Genomic DNA, 20,220 nt, shown 5'->3' on the forward strand with positions numbered 1-20,220 from the left:
GAGAGTAGGTCGCCGCCGGACATCTTTGTGGGAGTGGGAGAGTGCTGGAGACCCTGTTGAGGGGCTCGCCTCTCCCACTCCCTTTTTTCATGCCCAAAAGCTCTGCCGGCGCCGGAGTGGTGCCCCCCGATGCCGGCTGTGCGGGCTTGCGCCCCAGCGCGATCGCCTGCGCCGCGCGGACTCCGGGGCGGCAAACGACTCCCCGACGTACTACCGGTCACGGCGGGACCTTCGGTACCGTCCAGTTCGAGGCGTCGTGGGTAGACTGGGCGGTCGTGCGAGCGCTCGCGTCGCACAGTGCCACGCACGCCGTCGGCAAGTACACCGCCGTCGAGCAGCCAGTTATCCGCGCTGGGGGAGAGCCACGAATGGTTTCCCCTGCCGAGCCCCAGGAGAGCCATGCCGTCCTCGCTGCCGGTCGTCCCCGACATCGATGAGCAGCTCGCGACGAGTGTCGCAGAACGCCTCGTGCTCATCGAGGATCGACTGCGGGATTCCGTCGCGACCTCCGATGACATGGCGCGCTGGACGTCGCGCCATCTCATGGACGCTGGCGGCAAGCGGGTACGCCCCATGCTCGTGCTGCTTGCGGCCGCGCTCGGAGACCTCGAGCAGGAGAGCGTCCTCGACGCTGCCGTGCTGGTCGAGCTGACGCACCTCGCGAGCCTGTACCACGACGATGTCATGGACTCGGCCCCCACCCGTCGCGGAACGGACAGCGCCCACGCTCTCTGGGGCAACAATGTGGCGATCCTGACCGGAGACTTCCTCTTCGCACGCGCGAGCGGCCTGAGCGCCCGTATCGGCGTCGAGGCGGTCGGTCTGCACTCGGAGACGTTCGAACGGCTGTGCCTCGGCCAACTCCACGAGACCGTCGGCCCGTCTCCGCAGGACGATCCCTTCACGCATTACATCTCGGTCCTCTCGGACAAGACCGCCTCGCTGCTCGCTCTGGCGGGAGAGCTCGGGGCCGTGCTCTCCGGGGCGCCAGAGGCAGCTGCGGACGTGATGAGGCGCTATGGCGAGAAGGTCGGCGTCGCGTTCCAGCTGGCCGACGACGTCCTGGATCTCGGCAGCGACGCGGAGACCAGTGGCAAGACTCCTGGTATCGACCTTCGAGAAGGTGTTCCGACGATGCCGACCCTGCTCGTGCGGCGCCGCGCGGCAGATTCGGCAGAGCCCCGCAGCCTCGAGATCGTCGAACGTCTCGACGGCGATCTCAGCACGGATTCGTCGTTGCGCGAGTTGGTGGCGATGCTTCGTCAGGATCCGGCCCTCGAGGAGACTCGTGCGCTGGCCCAGCGGACGGCCGACGAGGCCGTCGCGATCCTCGAGGAGCTTCCCCGGGGCGCAGTGCGCGACGCGTTGATGGAGTTCACGCGGACCCTGGTGCAGCGACGCCGGTGAGCTCGATCTGACCGCGTGCGCACCGTGCGCGGTGATACGGCCGTGCACACATCTCGGTGAGCCGTGACTCGTGGCACGCATCGGTGCCACCGAGTACCCTGAGACGGTTGCGCGCGCGGCAGGGCCGACACCTGGGGTGGAGTGCCCCGTGGACACGCAGTGGGGGCCACTGCGTGCGCGTGACGAGAAATGAATCTGGTTCTGGGGGTATCCACCATGTCTGTCACCACTGGGGTGAAGCGGCGCCGGCGACGTTCCACCGTCGTCTCCAGTGCCGTACTCGCTGTGGTGGCGCTGGTCGTGACCGGGTTCGCGGTGCACTACCCGGGCCTGTCCTCCTCCGATGTCGACGTCTCCAACGGGGGCGTCTGGGTGATGAGCGAAGAGGACCGGCTCATGGGCCGTGTGAATGTCGATGCGGGCGAGCTCGATGCCCGACTCTCCATGACCGGTGACGACCTCGATATTCTCCAGTCCGGGTACACCGTGTTCGAGACGGGCTCACGGGGCATCAGCTCGATCAATACTGCGTCGATCCAACGTGGGGGTCTGGTCGAGCTGCCGCTGGATTCCGAGGTGAAGCTCGGTGGCGATCGGGTGGCCATCGCAGCACAGGATGGCCGCGTGTGGATCCTGAGCCCGGGCGAGGCAGCAGCGTTCAGTCCCGACAGTGTCGAACCCGTGCACACGACAGACTCCGGAGCTCCCAAGGTCGCGGTGAGCACCGACGGCACCGTCTTCGTGCTGGACGGGACATCTCTGCTGAAGTTCCCGCACACCCCGGATACGCGCACGACGAAGGCGGACAAGCCCATCGACGTCGATGGCATCTCCTCCAAGGAGGAGCTGCTGCAGCTGAGCGTCGTCGGCCAGAAGCCGGTCATCCTGGACAAGGAGACCGGCGTGCTGCGCGGCGGCGAAGATATGGAGGAGTACAGCCTCGACGCTCAAGGAGCCCCGAACTACGAGTCGGCCGAGCTCCAGCAGTCCAGTCCCGCGTCGGACAACTTCGTCGTCGCCACCGAGGACACCCTGTTCGTGGTTCCGTTCGACGGGGGCCAGGCCCAGAGCATCGCAGCTGGTGGAACCGGTGCCCCGACCCCTCCTGCACAGGCCAAGGGCTGTGCGTACGGCGCCTGGTCCCAGTCGCTGCGGTACGTGCGCGCCTGCGAAGGCAGCGAACCTGTGGACGACGTCGTCCCCGAGGCGGACAGCGCAGCGGACCTCAAGCTCCGCGTGAATCACGATCTGGTGCTCCTGAACGATCAGAAGTTCGGTCTCTCCTGGGAGATCGCCAAGAACATGGAGCCCGTGGACGACTGGCCCATCGAGCAGGATCTCCAGACCGATGAGGCCAAGGAGAAGGAGAAGGAGACCCTCACCACCACGATCACCAATATCGCGGCCGAGCGCGACGAGGAGAACCGGCCGCCGACGGCGAACGACGACGAGTTCGGCGTGCGGCCGGGCGCGAGCGTGGTCCTCCCGGTGACTCGGAACGACACTGACCCCGACGGCGACATCCTCTCCGTCGCCGTGGACGGGAAGCAGCCTCCTATCGGGACGGTCACGCCGATCCGTGGGGGAACGCAGCTGCAGGTCGCCGTCGACGAGGACGCCTCCGGCAGCGCGACATTCACCTACCAGGCGGACGATGGGCGCGGGGCGGACGACACCGCGACCGTCACCCTCGACGTGCGCGAGGAAGGGGAGAACTCTGCGCCTCGCGCGGCAGAGGATGCCATCACCAAGGTGCAGGTGCGCTCCGGACAGGACATCAGCTTCAATCTCAAGCCGTACTGGGAGGACCCCGACGGCGATGCCTTCTACCTCACCAACGCGACCGTGCAGGGGGAGGACGTCGTCACTTTCCAGCCCGACGGGCTGATCACTTTCAACGACGCCGGGATCGCCACGGGCACCAAGAAGATCGAGGTGTCGTTCGTCGATGAGCAGGGCGAGACCGGAAAGGGGACCGTCGAGGTCGAGGCGGTGACCGACAGCGATCTCGCCCCGATCACCACAGGCGATCATGCCAGCATCGTCGCCGGCCGCGAGACGACTATCAAGCCGCTGGTCAACGACCTCAACCCCAACGGCGGCACCCTCGAGCTGACCAATGTCTCCGAGATCGACGGGCTCGAGGTCGATGCGGTGCTGGAGGCGGGCACCCTCAACGTGACCGGGCAAGCACCCGGCACCTATTACCTCGAGTACACGGTCGCCGCCAGCGGCTCGAGCACGGCGTCATTGGGCATCATCAGGGTCGACGTGGTCGAGCCCGCCTCGGAGGACCTCGCCCCTGTTGCGGTCGACGACCTGGGAACCGTCACGACCGGCACCGACACTTTGATCGATCCGTTGGAGAACGACGTCGACCCCACCGGGGGCGTCCTGGTGGTCAACTCTGTCGAGGTGCCCCCGGACAGTGGTCTGAAAGCGACGATCGTCGCCCATCACCTGGTGCGCGTGGAGGCGGAGCCCGGTGCCGCGGTATCGGACGAGCCGGTGGCACTGACCTATGAGGTCGCGAACTCCGCGGGCAGCACCAGTGGGACGATCCGCGTGATGCTCGCGGGCACGGATACGCAGTTCGCCAACCCGATCGCCGTGCCGGATCGAGCCGTGGTCCGCGCCGGCGACATGGTCACCATCGACGTCGTCGGCAACGATGTGTCCCCGACCGACTCCGAGATGCACCTGGGGGACATCCTCGACTCGGGCGACGCCGACGAGGAGGGCCACGTCGAGCCCCATCAGGACCAGGTGCGGTTCCGGGCCGATGACGATGCCAGCGGCGAGACCACGGTGACGTACCAGGTGATCGATGAGACGGGCCGTGACGGCGCGGCGAGAGTCACCATCACGATCGTTCCCCGCGATGCCGCGAACGCTGCGCCCCGACCCGACAACCTCACTGCTCGTACGGTCGCGGGGACCTCCGTGCGAATTCCGGTCCCGTCCTCGGGGATCGATCCCGACGGCGACTCGGTGATGCTCACCGGGATCACCAGTCCCGCCCCGCAGCTCGGTGAGATCACCAGCGCCAACGGCGAATGGATCGAGTACGAGCCGTACGAGGATTCGGTCGGCACGGACCGTTTCCGGTACCAGGTGATGGATCGCCACGGCGCGATCGGCACCGGTGAGGTCCTGGTCGGCGTGGCCGAGCCGCACGAGCAGAACCAGGCTCCCTACGCCGTGGACGACACGGTCGAGGTCCGACCGGACCGCGAAGTCCAGATCCCGGTCCTGGAGAACGACACCGACCCCGAGGGGACGACGCTCAGCGTCGTGCGCGACGACGTCGAGGCGACCACTGATATCGAGGTCGCGCCGCCGGACGAGGAGAACATCAGCGGGATGGTCACTGTGACCACCCCGACGGAGCCCGGCACGCACACCGTGCTGTACAGCGCGACGGACGGCTCGTTGAAGAGCACCGCCTCGATCACCATCAAGGTCGACCCGAACGCGCCGCTGCGTGCCCCGGTCGCACGCGATGACTTCGTCCCGGCCGAAGAGGTGATGGATCCCGAGGCGGAATACATCGACGTCGACGTGCTCGCCAACGACACCGATCCGGACGGCAGCTCCACCGATCTCGACGTCACGCTCGAGGGCTCCCCGGAAGGGGCCCGGCATCAGGGCGAGGGGACGGTGCGCGTGACCCCGCAGGAGGAACAGCAGCGGTTGCGCTACATCATCGAGGATGTCGACGGACAGACGTCCGCCGGGTACATCTGGGTGCCCGGCACCGCCAAGCAGGCGCCCGTGTGGGTCGGCGAGCCCGTCGAGGTCCAGGCCGGATCCGAGGTGGACGTGGACCTCTCCGACCCGGCGAACGTCCGCGTGCGCCCCGGTGGCCAGGCCGCCACCATCACCGATCCCGCACTGGTGACGGCATCCCACACCGATGGCTCCGAGCTCGTCACGGGCACGTCGACCCTGGCCTATCGCCCCGCGGAGGACTTCTCGGGCAAGGACACCATCTCCGTGGAGGTCACCGATGGTGAGGCCGGCGACGCCACAGCAGCGACCTCGACGCTCGCGATCCCGGTGGTCGTGGCCGCGGAGGACACCAACCTGCCCCCGACCCTGCAGGGAGCTCTGCTCGAGATTGCGCAGGGCGATGCCCAGGACCAGGTCGATCTCGCTGCGAACGCGAAGGACCCGGAAGGGGATGACCTCAGCTTCGCGCTCGGGGAGGTGCCCAGTGCCGAGGGCGTCGAGATCGCTCTGGACGGTTCCGAACTGACCGCGTCGGCGACTCCGCGCACGCCCAAGGGAACGGTTCTCGACGTCCCGGTCTCCGTCACCGACGGCACCAACCCTCCCGTCACCGCGACCGTGCAGCTCAGTGTGGTCGCCTCGACGAAGCCGCTGCTGGCTGCGGTGCTCGATGAACGGGAGATCGACGCCGGCAAGAGCGACACGATCGACGTGCTCGAGAACGACTCGAATCCCTTCCCAGGAGGCGAGCGAGCGGTGACCGACGCGAGCCTCGTCAGCGGCAAGGGCACGGTGGTCCGTGACGGCAACTCGGTCACGATCACGCCGGACGAGGACTTCCACGGAGTCCTGACCGCCCAGTACGCCGTCCTGGACGAGACCGGGGACCCTGCGCGCCAGGCCACCGGAGAGATCCGGGTGGAAGTGCGCGGGAAGCCCGCTGCTCCCTCGGCCCCGCGGATCGGCGAGGTGGGCGACGGCTTCGTCGAGCTCAACTTCACCGCCGGCGACGACAACGGGGCTCCGATCACCGGCTACGAGGTGACCCCGGCCGGCGGTCCCGCCGATACGACGACGTGTCCGTCGACCTCGTGCACGATCTCCGGACTGAGGAACGACACGGAATACACCTTCCAGGTCGTCGCGATCAACGACGTCGGCACCTCGGATCCCTCGGCGTCCTCAGCCGTGGCGCGCCCGGATGTGCGGCCCGAGACGCCGAGCGCGCCGTCAGTGGAGCGGGGAGACTCGCAGCTGACCGTCAACTGGGCCGCCCCGGTCAACCAGGGCTCCGCCATCCAGCGCTACGACCTGCAGATGCAGGACACCTCCACCGGAGAGAACCGGACGCAGGAGCTGGACGCGGGCACGACCCAATTTGTCTGGGAGGGTCTGACCAACGGGACCGACTACCGGTATCGCATCCGGGCGCACAATCTTGCCGAGAAGCCCTCGGACTGGTCTGGCTGGTCGCAGGCGGAACACCCGGCGGGGAAGCCGGCCACTCCGAGCGGCACCCCCACCGCGAGCCGCATCCAGGACCCGCTGGGCGGTGGCGTCGCTGTCTCCTGGCCTGCGATGTCGAAGGACGAGGCCAACGGGGAACCGATCACGCAGTACATCGTGACGTCCTCCTCCGGAAAGACGAAGGAGGTGAATGCGAACACGACCGAAGCAACCTTCTACGACCTCGACCAGGATGCCCAGCACACCTTCACCTACACCGGCGTGAACTCCGTCGGCACGGGGGTCGGAGCATCGGCGGCGTCCAATGCGGTGGTCCCCTGGGCGCGGGCCTCCGCACCGACGACCGTGAAGGCGTCGCTGCCCAGCACGGGGACGGCCGACGGGCCGAACGGGAGTGCCACGGTCTCCTGGTCCGGGGCGAAGGGCAACGGCACCACGATCAAGGACTACGTGGTCACGTGGAGCGGTGGCGGCAGAGCCGTCGTCGATGCCTCGAAGTCGTCCTACACGGCCTCGGGGCTTACCAACGGCAAGGCATACGCCTTCACGGTGCAGTCCAGGAATCGCTTCGAAGGGGGCGAGAGCGGCCTCTCGAAGGAGTCGAACTCGGTGACCCCGTACACCAAGCCGGACAAGGCGACGATCTCCTCGAGCAACGCCAAATGCGCCGACGGCTCGTCCTGCCCGGTGTCCTTCTCCATTACCGCGAACGGATCAGACGGCGGTGGAGGCGGCAAGACGCTGCAATATCGGGTCAACGGTGGAACCTGGCAGAGCGCCTCGGGCACCTCGTACACCCACAAGAAGAACCTGAGCTCCGGGAAGTCGATGACCGTCGAGGCACGCGTCGTCAACGGCAAGGAGCTGACCAGCGGCGTCGCCAAGCAGTCGCAGAAGGCGCAGACGTACACGCCGCCGCCCGAACCGCGCATCACGAACGCCCACGGCTACGGTGATGCGACCGGTGAGTCAGGCTGCCAGAACGGCTGGTGCTACTACATCGACTTCACCGTCACCGGACTTGAACCGAACACGACGTACGAATACTGCATCCGCGCCGATGGCCCCGCCGGCGGAGACTGCTGGTACCCGACGACCGATGGCGCGACCCCGACGACCGGCACCCTCACCACGGACTCCAACGGTCAGTGGGGCCTCCAGGACAGCGGCCGCAAGCCGTATTGGGGACACCCCGATGTGGACATGTGGGTCTGGGTGAGCGCTGACGGCCAGACCGGCAGCTCGAACAAGGTCCGGATCGGCTCCTCCTGACAACACGCGCATCCCGCCCCCACCACTCTTCGTAAGGAAGACATTCACCGTGAGCATGACCCCTGAACAGGCCCGCTGGTTCGCCGAGACCTTCGACAAACTCGTCCAGAGCGTGGGACAAGCCGTCCTGGGCAAGAACGAGGTCATCCGCCTGGTGTTGACCGCGATGATGGCGCCCGGTCACGTGCTGCTGGAGGATGCGCCGGGCACCGGCAAGACCTCGCTGGCCCGCTCCATCGCGGCCACGGTGCAGGGCACCAGCACCCGCATCCAGTTCACTCCGGACCTGCTGCCCTCCGACGTCACCGGCGTGACGATCTACGACCAGAACACGAAGTCCTTCGAATTCCACAAGGGCCCCGTCTTCGCGAACATCGTGCTGGCCGACGAGATCAACCGCGCCTCGCCGAAGACGCAGTCGGCGATGCTCGAGGTCATGGAGGAGGGACGGGTCACGGTCGACGGCGTCACCCACGAGGTCGGCAACCCCTTCATGGTGATCGCCACCCAGAACCCCATCGAGCAGGCCGGCACCTACCGTCTGCCCGAGGCGCAGCTGGACCGCTTCCTGATGAAGACCTCCCTGGGGTACCCGGACCACGCCTCGAGCGTGCAGATCCTCCAGGGCTCGGCCCTGCGCGACCGCTCCAGCCAGCTCAGTCCGCGCATCTCGCTGCAGGCCGTCAACGACATGACCGAACTCGCCTCGACCGTGCACGTGGACCCCGCAGTGCTGGAGTACGTCTCCCGGCTCATGGAGGAGACCCGGTTGGCCGCCGAGGTGCGCGTGGGCGTGTCAATCCGCGGTGCGATCGCGCTGATGCGCACGGTCAAGGTATGGGCCGCGGTCAACGGCCGTCACTATGTCGTCCCCGACGACGTCAAGCATCTGGTCGAGCATGTGTGGCTGCACCGCTTCGTCCTCGACCCCGAGGCCGAATTCTCCGGGACCACGCCCAAGACCGTCATGACCAAGATTCTCAGCGAGGTGGCGCCTCCCCAGGCGCGTCAGCAGACCGCATGAGCCCCGAGCCCTCCCTCCCCACCGATACCGCTGACGCCCGGGCCGCCAAGGCCCAGGCGAAGAAGCGGCGCGCCGCCACAAAAGCCGAGACCCGGGCAGAAGCCCGTCGTCAGCGCAAGCAAGCCACAGCGGAAGCGCGGAGCCCCTCCGGGGAGGCAGGTGCGTCCGGATCTCCCGACGGCCCGGGCGCGCAGGCTCACGCTCCTGGCAGCACCGGGCCCGCCGCGTGGCGAGACCGCATGGTCGACCTCTGGATGCGGCGTGTCCACCCCGTGCTCGATGTGGTGTCACCGATCGGGTGGGCGGTCCTCGCGGTCGCCGTGTTCTGCTGGGTCCTCGGCCTCGGGCTGCACATCACCGAGATGAATGTCGTCGCGCTCGTCCTCACGATGCCGCTGGTGATCGCAGGCCTGTTCGTGCTCGGCAGGGCCAACTACGCTGTCACCCTGGATCTGCAGACCCATCGCGTGGTGGTCGGTACCCGCGCCGTCGGCCGCATCGAGGTCGCCAACCCCACTCCGCGCCCGATCCTGCCCTCGCGCATCGAGCTGGCCGTCGGTTCCGCCACGGCCCAGTTCATGGTGCCGCGCCTGCCCCCCGACGCCGAGCACGAAGAGCTGTTCGCGGTGCCCACCAAGCGCCGTGCTGTGCTGGTCGTCGGCCCTGTGCGCTCGGTCCGCGACGACCCGCTGTCGCTCATGCGCCGACAGGTGACGTGGGCGAAGGCGCAGGAGCTGTTCGTGCACCCTCGTACCGTGCGTCTGGACGAGGCCGCCAGCGGCTTCCTCCGAGATCTGGAGGGGACGCCGTCCTCGGATCTCTCCAGCTCCGACATCGCCTTCCACGCCTTGCGCGACTACTCGCCCGGAGACGACCGCCGTCACGTTCATTGGCGCACCACCGCCCGCACCGGCAAACTCATGGTCCGCCAGTTCGAGGAGACCCGCCGCTCCCACGTGGTCGTCGCGCTGGACAACCTCGCCGCGCACTACGCCAGCGACGACGAGTTCGAACTGGCCGTGTCCGTCGCAGCGTCGATCTCCGCCCAGACCGTGCGGGAGGAGAAGGAGCTGACACCGTTCACCTTCGATGCGCGCCAGCGCACTGGCACCTTTCGTCGCCTGATGGACGACTACACCGTGGTCGACCCGCTCAAGGAACGGTTCTCCTTCCATGAGCTGGGTCAGAAGGCGACGGATCTGGCCGCCAATGCCTCGGCCGTGATGATGGTGGTCGGTTCGCACACGACGGCGCGCGAGCTGAACTCCGCCGCCAACCAGCTTCCGATCGGCGTGATGGCCGTGGCGATCCGATGTGTCGATGACGCCGAGGTGCGACGCTCCGCGATCGGTGCCCTGGACGTGGTCACGCTGGGATCCCTCGACACCCTGGCGCGGGCATTGCGGGCGGTGGGGCGATGACGACGACCGACACGAGAGGCGCCCGTTCCCGCTATTTCTCGAGTGTGCCCAACGGCCGCCGGGCGGTGGACATCGCCGTCCTCGGCGCCCTGTTCGTCCTGGCTCTGCTCGGGTTCCAGCAGGTCTACGGCGGCATCCAGTACCTTCTCACGGGCGTCATGGCCCTGGTGTTCGGAATCCTGATCGCTCTGGTCGCGGCGCGCTTCGGGTGGGGGCCACTGCGGATCACCCCGGCGGTGATCGTGGTGCACTTCCTGTTCGGCTCGATGTTCGCGGCCCCCACCCGGGCCATCTGGGGCGTCATTCCCAGCCTCGGCTCCCTGAAGGAACTGCTGTTCGCCCCGGTGACGAGCTGGAAGTCCGCCCTCACGATCGCGCCGCCGGTGGGCACCGCCCAGGGTGTCCTGGGGATCGTGTGGATCAGTGCCCTCCTGCTGGCGCTGCTGGGGATGTCCCTCGTGCTGCGCACCCGGTACTACGTCCTCGCGTGGCTGTTCCCGCTCGCGCTCGTGCTGGTGAGCATCGTGTTCGGGACCACCGAGGCGTTCTTCCCGGTGCTGCGCGGCGTGCTGTTCGCCGTGATCTCCGTGGGTTGGCTGACGTGGCGCTTCGAAGGCGGGCGCCTGGACAACGCGCAGTCCACGATCATCTCCGACACCGTCCGACCGGGTTCCTGGAAGAATCCGGTGCTGCGCAGGCGCGTGATCGGCGGCGCCGTGATCATGGCCCTCGCCGGGGGAATCGCCGTCGGGGCGCAGTCGCTGCTGGACCCGCCGGAGGGCACCGGGCGCTATGCGGTGCGCGACCACATCAAACCGCAGTTCGATCCCCATGAGTACGTGTCGCCGCTGACCGAGTTCCGGGGCTATCTCAAGGACCAGCGCGAGGCCGAGCTGTTCACCCTCACGGGCGTGTCCGGTGGCGAGCACGTGCGCCTGGCCACCATGGATGAATATGACCTGCAGGTCTACAACGTCGCCGGGAACTCCGACAAGGACAGTGTTTCCGGTGCCTTCCTGCGTACCGCGACGGGCGTGAACCTCCACGACGCGAGCGCCGCGCAGCGCAGCTCGACGGTCACGATCGGAACGTACACCGGGGTCTGGCTGCCCACACTCGGGGAGCGCACCGACATGGTCGGCATCGACGACATGCCGACCGAGCGCGCCGGCTTGACCGCGGAGAGCCTGTATCTCAACGAGAAGTCCCAGACCGCGGTCAATGCCGCCGGAGTGCGGGAGGGCGATACCTACGAGCTCAACTACGAGCCGTACACGGAACCGGACGCCGAGCAACTGCGCACAGCCCGCTTCGCCGAGTTCCCCGAGCAGGGGGACGAGCGCATGGAGAAGATGGCCGCGCTCGCCGAGGAGTGGGCAGGTTCCTCGGACTCCGACTACGAGCGGTTCCAGAACCTCTCGCGGTCCATCAAGCACGATGCCTACTTCTCCCACGGCATCGACGATGAACCGGCGTCGCTGTCCGGGCATGGCTCGAGCCGTCTGCTCGCCATGCTCGAACCGGTCGGCTTCGACAAGGACCGGGACGACGCACAACCCCTGGGACGCATCGGGGACGAGGAGCAGTTCGCCGCCCTGACCGCCGTGATGGCCCAGTCGATCGGTATCCCCGTCCGGGTGGTGATGGGATTCGAGGTCCCTGAGGAGCAGGAGGGGACCGTCTCCGTCACCGGCGACGACGTGACCGCGTGGGTCGAGGTCGCCTTCGAGGACATCGGCTGGGTGCGCTTCGAGCCCGCGCCGCAGGAGGACGAGGACCCGACGCAGCCCAAGCCCAAGGAAGTGGACAAGCCGCTGCCGCAGGTCGCCCAGCCTCCGCCCCCTCCGGCTGAGCCGCCGAACCCGCCGCCGGGTGCGATGAGCGACGATTCCGAGGACGAGGAAGACCTTTCGGACGAGACGTCCTCGTGGGTCGTGTATGTGGCCTACGGGATGATCCCCGTCCTGCTGGCGATCCTGGCCATGGTGGCGGTCATCGTGGCCAAGTTGGTCCGCCGGGGCCGTCGCCGCATTCGCGGAGCGTTGCCCGCTCGGATCGACGGCGGATGGCAGGAGATCCTCGATCGCATGACTGATCTCGGTCTCAGGCCCGATCCGATCATGACGCGCGCGGAGACTGCAGCGCGCCTGGAGGCGGATCTCCCGGCGATAGGGGCGCTGACCTTGGCCGGCAGGGCCGATCGTGCCGTCTTCGGCCCCGACGATCTGCCCGACGCCGCGGCTGAGGAGTACTGGTCCCATGTGATGGTCGCGCGACGGCAGATGTCTGCCACCATGCCGTGGCACAAGAGGCTCCGTGCGGCGATCTCCCTGCGCTCCTTCCGCAGCCGTTCCGCGGATCGTCACCGGGAGAAGAGACGCCTGCGCGCCACAGTGCGTGCTCGGGAGAAGGCACGACGCAGAACCGATACGATGCGGCGGCGACGCTCATCGTGGCGAGGTACGACCAGCAGCGCGAAGAAGAAGATGTCGAGGAGAGGCCCGTCCTGATGAGCCAGACGCGATATTGCAGCACCTGCGGGACGCTGCTGACCGAAGGGGCCGCGATCTGCGGAGAGTGCGGAGCGCGCTACCAGGCCTCGCCGTACGAGCGCCGCGCCACCGATGCGCCCGGTGCCTGGTCGCAGGCGCCCAAGCCGCGTTCCCGTGACCTCGGGAACCAGGAACCGGCTCCGGTGGAGGACGAGGGGGTCGAGCTGATCTCCCGGGACGCACTGTCCCCGAAGCAGCCCGGCGCGACGACGGTGCGTTCCCCGGAACAGTACGATCAGGTGATGGTCTCTCAGTCACCGATGCACCAGAACGGCCCCGGGGAATCCTTCGGCCAGTCCTACGGGCCGGGGTCACCGGGCTCCGCCCCTGCGCCTGGTACGTCGGCCAGCGCGACGGGGATCGTCTCCGAGATGGAACCGCCGCTGGACGGCTGCGCGCCGGCTTCGCCGGTCAAGCGACTCGTCGCTGCGCTGATCGATGGCGTGATCGCCACCGTGGTCCTGATCCCCCTGATCATCGGCATCGTGCTGCTGGTGGTCCAGGACCCCATCACCCTGCTTCCCCAGATCCTGGTCGGCGTGGGGGTTGCGCTGCCGGCGGCCTACACGGTGCTGATGATCTGGCTCTCCGGTGCCAAGGGCATCACCATCGGCAAGGTGATCCTGGGACTGCGCATCACGCGATTCAGCCAGGGCGGGCCCCTCGGCTTCCTGCGCGCGCTGGGACGCTGGGCGCTCTACGCCATCATCTGGTGGCTCATGGCACTGTCCATCTTCCTCGACCCGAAGAAGATGCTGCGAGGCTTCCATGATCGGGCGATCGATTCGGTCGTGGTCGATGTGAAAGCCGGCCGCAACCCGCTCCATCCGCGTCCTGATGACTTCGAACGCGCGAGCGACGAGCAGTACCTCGGCGCGCCGTCCGTGCCGGTGAGCACCCACGAGAACCTGCTGTCCGAACCAGGCGCCGCGTGGAGCCACGACCCCCAGGGCGCTGCAGGGGGACAGTCGCCCGCCTCCAGCGCCTGGGGCTCGGAGCAGCCGGCCGCCGCGAGCCCGTACGCACCGCCGGCCTCGAGCGGCTCCTCGGCGCCCGACGCGCCGATCGGCGGTTCCCCCTGGTCGTCGCCGCCACCGATGCAGGAGCCGGCAGCGTCCGGGCAGCACAGTGCCGGTGAGGGCTGGGCTCCGCCGCCGGTCGAACCCGTCGGACAGTCCGCGTGGGGCCAGCAGGCACCCACCCCGTCCTCCCAGCAGAGCGAGCAGCAGTGGGGGCACCCCGCTCCGATCGCGCAGCCCGAGCAGCAGTGGGGCCAGCCCGCTCCTTCTGCACAGCAGAGCGAGCAGTGGGGCGAGCAGCCTCCTGCTCAGCCTGTGTGGGGCCCGCCCCCGTCGGCCCCGGAACGCGAGCAACCGCCCGTACCGCAGTACGGCGAGCCGGAGGAGCCGTACCAGAATCCTGCCCCGCAGGGGGCGGTCGATATGTTCCCGCAGCCTCAGCAGTCGGACGGCTGGGACCAGGGTGCTCCTGCTACGGCCACGGGGCGGGCCGGCGGACCGAACGAGCTCACCGGGGATGCCTGGGGCGGTCACGACGACGGCGTCGACGAGCAGACGCGGATGTCCACCTCCCAGGAATCGATCGAGGATCTCGAGCAGACGCGAGTCTCCGCGGTCAAACTGCCCGCGGTCAAGAAGCTCCGTCTGACCGCGGACGACGGCTCCGATCGGGTCGTGGACAAGGCCGTCGTGATCGGGCGCAATCCCGCCGCGGAGGGCCAGGAGATGCTGTTCGTCCTGAAGGACGACACCCGCTCCGTCTCCAAGACGCACCTCCACATCGACGGCACCGGGGACGACATCACCGTCATCGACCTCGGGTCGACGAATGGCTCGAGCATCCTGCGTGAAGACGGCTCCCGCGAGGAGCTGGTCCCGAACACCCCGACAGTCCTGCCCTCCGGGGCGAAGCTGACGCTGGGGGACCGGACCCTGTCCGTGGAGAGGGAGCAGTGATCGACCGATCCCTGTCGGATCCCGATATCCAGGGAACGATCCGTGTCGTCTCGGCGTCCGCGACACATGTGGGACACGTGCGGGCCACCAATGAGGACAGCATCCTCAATGCCACGCCGATCTATCTGGTCGCCGACGGCATGGGCGGTCACAACGCCGGTGAGGTGGCCAGCGCCATCGCGGTCGAGGAGTTCGAGAAGCTCACGATCCAGCAGAACGTCACCGTCGAGCAGCTCGGGGAGGCGCTGAGCAGCGCGGCCGACCGGATCGGGGAGCTCGGGGGAGAGTCCACGCTGGGCGCCGGCACCACGGTCGCCGTAGTCGCCACGATGGTGCTGGACGGCATCGGGTACTGGGTGGTCCTGAACCTCGGCGACTCCCGGGTGTACCGACTCTCGGGGGAAATCTTCGAGCAGGTCAGCGTCGATCACTCCGTAGTCCAGGAGTTGATGGACCGCGGCGAGCTCACGATGGAGGAAGCTCGCGTCCACCCCTATCGGCACATGGTCACCCGAGCGCTCGGCGCGGGACCGGAATCCGATCCGGATTACTGGCTGATCCCCGCCGAGGTGGGGGACCGGATGCTGATCTGTTCCGATGGGCTCACCGGCGAGGTCGACGACGCCACCATCGAGCGTCGACTGCGCGGCACTGCGGACGTGCGCACCATCAGCGAGGATCTCGTGAGGCTCGCCCTGGACGGCGGCGGCCGAGACAACGTGAGCGTGGTCGTCGTGGAGTCCGTCGAGATCCTCGGGCTGTCCCTGTCCTCCGAGAACACAGCGGGCAGCAGCGCCGACTCCCCGCAGGAGGAGTTCGAGGTCGACGAGGACACGTTGCCGCGAGCGATCTCCGACGGTGGAGACGTCAGCCGATGAGTGAGGCCAGCGAACCGTCCCCGCCCGCCACTCTGCTCGGGCTCGGAACCTGGACCCAGCAGGGCCCCGCCATGCTGGTCGTGCGGCAGGCCGGTTGGGTGGTGCTGGTTCCCGGGCTCCGCAAGGAGATCACCGAGGCCGCATGGACGGTGCTGGGGGAGAAGCCCGCGCCCGAGAAGTTCCTCGAGCGGCTGGTCGAGGTCGCGGACCTCGACAGCGCGGACACTCTGACCGCGATCCTCTTCGGCCTCCTCGACGGGACGACCGGGACCTTCGGTGTGAAGGGGAAGACTCCGATCGCGGTGTACACGCCGGACGGCTCCCATCTCGTGGCCGGGACGGAGGACGAGCCGTTCGTCCTGCGAACATTCGAGGGCGTGCGGCGCACGGCCTTCGGGGACCTCCCTGCGGAAGAACCTGTGGGCGCTCCGCGTGTGTCCGACGGCATCGCCCGGGTGAGGGGGTTCGTGCACGTCACCGTCGATCCCGCAGAGCTGGGGGACGAGTCCCGCGTGGCGCTCGCCGACCAGGTGGAGGCGCATGGCCGATCCATCGCGGACCCGGAAGCCGCAGCGCGGCGCGAGAACTCGTCCTCCTCGCCGGCGCCCCCGGCGGCGTCCGGTGGCTCCTCGGCCTCGATGATCCGCAAGCCGGCGGTCGCAGGCCGGAAGTCGGGGGAGATGCCCTCGTCGGTCTCCCGCGGCGGGTCCCCCTCCCGGGAAGCAGCTCCCACGGCGGAGTCCGCAGGCCCGAACATGTTCGCCGGCCTGTTCTCGGATCCGACGCCTGAGAACCCGGCGCCGGCAGCCGAGCCCGTGAGCGCGATGCCGGAAACGACGGGACCCACCTCAGCGGGGACGACCGCGGGGCCTGCTTCTGCGGTGTCCGCACCTGTGACACCGGATCCTCCGGGGGTGACGGCAGCGCCACCGGAGGTCACGACTCCGGCAGCGCCCGTTCCTGCAGCACCGGCGCCCGCTGCGCCGACCGTTCCCCCGCAGAAGAAGGCCGAGGGAAGTCGCCGACGACTGGTGAGCACGTCGTTGTTCGACCGCAAGCGACGCAGCGCGGAGCCCTCCGACCGACGCCCGGACGAGGCGACGGCAGCTCCCGCCGACGCAGCAGCAGGGGCGGACTCCTCGCCCCCGCCCGCCCAGCCTCTCACCGCACTGCCATCGGAGCCGAGCTCCGCGCCGGAGGCGAGCAGTGCGCCGGAGCCGGGTCCGGCACGTGCCCCCGCTCCGGAATCGACTGCTCCGGTGGCGCCGATTCCGACCCGGTCGGCGGCAACCCCGATCCCCGAGCCGACGGTCTCGATTCCCACGCCGGACCCTCCGGAGGACGGCGACGAGGAGCTCAGCTCCCCGGTCACCCAGATCGCGCCGATCGACGACGGTGACGGCGAACCGCCGTACGAGGAGGAGCCGCCCGCGCCGGCACCTACCCCGGCCCCGAGGCCGGCGGCGACCGGTCGGCGTCATGCAGCCACCGAGCTCGACAACACCGGTGCCTATGACGATCTGTTCGGCAAGACGGTCTTCCGGCGGATCGAGGACGCGGCCATCCGCAGGGCCGAGGCCGACGGTGAGGAGGACGAAGCCGGTGAGGAGTCGCAGCATTCCCCCAGCGGCGGCCTCGCCCCGTCGTCGGTTGCTTCGCCATCGTCCGTCGCCGAGCCGGTTCAGAGTGAGATCGACCCTCCTGCAGAGCAGCCGGCTCCGGCCGCGCCGGCGAACGGTGGGGAGTTCATCGATTGGGTTCCCGGGGTCGGCCGGACGGCTCCGGAGATCGCTCAGGCCGCCGCGCGCCGTGCCGCGCAGCCGTCCCGCCCGGAACCGGCCTATCCGCAGGTCAACATGGCAGAGCGTCCACCGGCGCCCCGACCCGGGCCGCAACCAGCCCCGGTCCGGCCCGACAGCGGCATGCACAACGGCCAGGTCGGGCCGCCCCACCCCCACGGCGAGCCGATGAGCACCGGCTACGCCGGGCAGCAGCTCGGGTACCCGGCTCCAGAGGATGCCTCGCAGCAGCATCGCAACGGCCCGGTCGATCCCATGGCAGCCGCGAACCAGGTCGGCTTCCCCGGACGGCAGCCGACCGGTGGGCCTGCCCACCTCGGCCGCCCGGCCCAGAACGTCGGCGCGCCGTACGACGGAGCCCCGCCGCAGCACCGCGGTGCGCGCCATGCCAGCGCCCCGCACCCGGTGGCGCCGTCCGGACCGCCAGCCTCCCCGGGCGGGGCTCCCGGGCCGGCTGCGCGCTCCGGTCCGCTGCCGGGGAGCTCAGCGCCGTCGACCTCCGGGCCCGGGCAGCCGTCCGGTGGTGCGGTCGCATTGTCCGGTCTGGTCTGCCCGAACGGTCATGCGAACTCACCGGAACGCTCGACCTGCCGCGCCTGCGGCAGTCCGCTCCACGGGGCACCCCGCACCGTCGCCAGGCCGCCGCTGGGCGCGATCGAGATGTCGACCGGTGAACGGATCGTGCTGGACCGCTCCGCGATCATCGGGCGCCGGCCCCGGGCCTCCCGGGTCAGCGGGAACGACGTCCCGCAACTGGTCACCGTGCCGAGCCCGCAGCAGGACATCTCCCGTTCCCACCTCGAGCTGCGGCTCGAAGGGTGGCATGTGGTCGCGCTCGATCTCGGCACCACCAACGGCACCACGCTGTACCGCGAGGGGGCAGATCCTTTGCGCCTGCGCACCCGCGAGGGCGTCGTCCTCCACGAGGGTGACCACCTCGACCTCGGCGACGACGTCCACCTGTGGATGAGGGAGCGGGCTTGAGCCGCCGACCGCCCTCCCCGGAGCCCCGCCTTCCCGGCTACGAGTACGAGCAGCTGCTGGGCTCCGGAGGGTTCGCCGACGTCTTCCTGTATCGACAGTTCCGCCCGCAGCGTCGGGTCGCGATCAAGGTTCTGCTCTCGAACGTGCTGGACGAGTCGGTACGACGGCAGTTCGACGCCGAAGCGAACGTCATGGCGCAGATGTCGACGCATCCGTCGATCGTCACGATCCACCAGGCCGAGGTCTCCGACGACCACCGGCCCTACATCGTCATGGAGTACTGCCCGCGCCCGAACTACGGGGTGCGTTTCCGCAAGGAGCGCATCACCGTGGCGGAGGCATTGCGCGTGGGTGTGCAGATCGCGGGCGCCGTGGAGACCGCGCACCGCGCCGGCATCCTGCACCGCGATATCAAGCCCGCGAACATCCTGGTCACCGACTACAACAGGCCGGCACTGACCGACTTCGGCATCTCGATCGCCACCGGTCAGGCGCACGACGTCGACGATGCGCAGGGCATGTCGATCCCGTGGTCGCCCCCGGAGTTCTTCGCCGATCCGCCGCGCGCCGATGTGCGCAGCGATGTCTTCTCGCTGGCCGCGACCGTGTACTCGATGCTCGCAGGGCAGACGCCGTTCGAGCATCGAGGGCAGCGCAACACCGCCTCCGATCTCATCCATCGCATCGCCTCGGAGCCGCTGCCCCCCTTGAACCGGCCCGACGTGCCGCCGGAGCTGAACCGGGTGCTGTCCATCGCGATGGCGAAGGACCCGGGCGGACGCTACGACACGGCGCTCGCCTTCGGCCGCGGTCTGCAGCAGGTCGAGCTCGCCCTGTCGCTGCCGGTCACCCAGATGGACGTGCTCGACGACCGTGGGACCGCTGCGGCCCACAGTCACGACGACGACGAGCTGGACATGCATACCCGGATCCGGAAGGTCGCCACGGTCGATCCCGACTCCCGTCCGACTCGGACCGGCGGACGTCGCCGCCTCGACCCGTACGCCGGCATCGCCCCGGCGATCGGTTCCGCCTCGCCCTCGGCCGTGGGGCCGACGTCCTCGGCGCCCGCGTCGGAGTCTCCCGGGGAGGCGACCCTGCTGCGTCCGGCGGGTGGGCCGCTGACCGCGGCGTCCGCTCCCATACCCCCGACGGCGCCGGGCGGCGACCGGGAACCGGCCGTGAAGCAGAAGTCTCCGGTCTGGCCCTTCGTCCTCCTGGCCGCGATCCTCGTGATCGTCCTCGGCGTGGGCGCGACGCTGGCGGTGCGCTTCCTGGTCGTGCCCGAACCCGAGGAGCGGGCCTCCACGGAGATCAACACGCCGGACATCGCACAGGAGCCCCCGGGGGAGCCGACCTCGGTCACGGTCGAGGTCATCATGCCCGAGAAGGACGGCGACACTGCGCGCGCGCAGGTCGCCTGGGCCGCCCCCGAGAACTACGGCGAGGACGATTTCTACCAGGTGCAATGGAAGGATCTGCCCGAGAACTACGAGAAGTTCTCCGAGACGGAAGATGTCTACGATCACCAGTCTCTCGTGGTCGAAGTCCCGCCGAGTGTGGCTGCACCGTGCGTGGAGGTGCGTACCGTCACCCGCGACGGCCCTGCGAGCGCTTGGGTGGAGAAATGTCTTGAGCAGTAGTGACCGGTACGGTGCACCAAGGACCGTTGAGACAGCAGACCGCGCCGATCGCGGATACAGGAACG

At 68.9% G+C, this 20,220-nt stretch carries 9 protein-coding genes; all 9 read left to right on the plus strand.

The features are described 5' to 3' along the window. Positions 1-399 precede the first annotated feature (399 nt). The 9 genes from INT51_RS10280 to INT51_RS10320 all read left to right on the plus strand — a co-directional run bounded on the left by INT51_RS10280 (position 400) and on the right by INT51_RS10320 (position 20,155). The gene (locus INT51_RS10280) at positions 400-1,407 is read left to right on the plus strand and encodes a polyprenyl synthetase family protein (RefSeq protein WP_193105222.1); all 1,008 of its coding nucleotides are present in this window, start codon (positions 400-402) and stop codon (positions 1,405-1,407) included. Between the two features lie 216 nt (positions 1,408-1,623). After that, positions 1,624-7,878 carry an Ig-like domain-containing protein gene (locus tag INT51_RS10285; RefSeq protein WP_193105223.1) on the plus strand — a complete coding sequence of 2,085 codons (6,255 nt, stop codon included), beginning with the start codon at positions 1,624-1,626 and terminating at the stop codon, positions 7,876-7,878. Between the two features lie 49 nt (positions 7,879-7,927). After that, a complete protein-coding gene (locus tag INT51_RS10290; protein ID WP_193105224.1) occupies positions 7,928-8,902 on the plus strand; it encodes a MoxR family ATPase in 975 nt (324 codons plus the stop codon). Then, positions 8,899-10,323, plus strand: a complete 1,425-nt coding sequence (locus INT51_RS10295) for a DUF58 domain-containing protein (RefSeq protein WP_193105225.1) — start codon at positions 8,899-8,901, stop codon at positions 10,321-10,323. Before INT51_RS10290 ends, INT51_RS10295 begins: the two co-directional genes overlap by 4 nt. After that, a complete protein-coding gene (locus INT51_RS10300) occupies positions 10,320-12,833 on the plus strand; it encodes a transglutaminase domain-containing protein (RefSeq protein WP_193105226.1) in 2,514 nt (837 codons plus the stop codon). Before INT51_RS10295 ends, INT51_RS10300 begins: the two co-directional genes overlap by 4 nt. After that, positions 12,833-14,851, plus strand: coding sequence for an RDD family protein (locus tag INT51_RS10305; RefSeq protein WP_193105227.1), 2,019 nt, complete (start codon positions 12,833-12,835; stop codon positions 14,849-14,851). Before INT51_RS10300 ends, INT51_RS10305 begins: the two co-directional genes overlap by 1 nt. After that, positions 14,848-15,729 (plus strand): PP2C family serine/threonine-protein phosphatase, encoded by an 882-nt coding sequence (locus tag INT51_RS10310; RefSeq protein ID WP_193105228.1) that lies wholly within the window; start codon positions 14,848-14,850, stop codon positions 15,727-15,729. The genes INT51_RS10305 and INT51_RS10310 overlap by 4 nt, the downstream gene beginning before the upstream one ends. Then, positions 15,726-18,512, plus strand: a complete 2,787-nt coding sequence (locus tag INT51_RS10315) for an FHA domain-containing protein (protein ID WP_193105229.1) — start codon at positions 15,726-15,728, stop codon at positions 18,510-18,512. Before INT51_RS10310 ends, INT51_RS10315 begins: the two co-directional genes overlap by 4 nt. Further along, complete coding sequence (locus INT51_RS10320) at positions 18,509-20,155, plus strand: serine/threonine-protein kinase (RefSeq protein ID WP_193105230.1); 1,647 nt, start codon at positions 18,509-18,511, stop codon at positions 20,153-20,155. Before INT51_RS10315 ends, INT51_RS10320 begins: the two co-directional genes overlap by 4 nt. Positions 20,156-20,220: the final 65 nt, after the last annotated feature.

The organism is Brachybacterium sp. FME24, assembly GCF_014897705.1.
Classification (GTDB): Bacteria; Actinomycetota; Actinomycetes; order Actinomycetales; family Dermabacteraceae; genus Brachybacterium.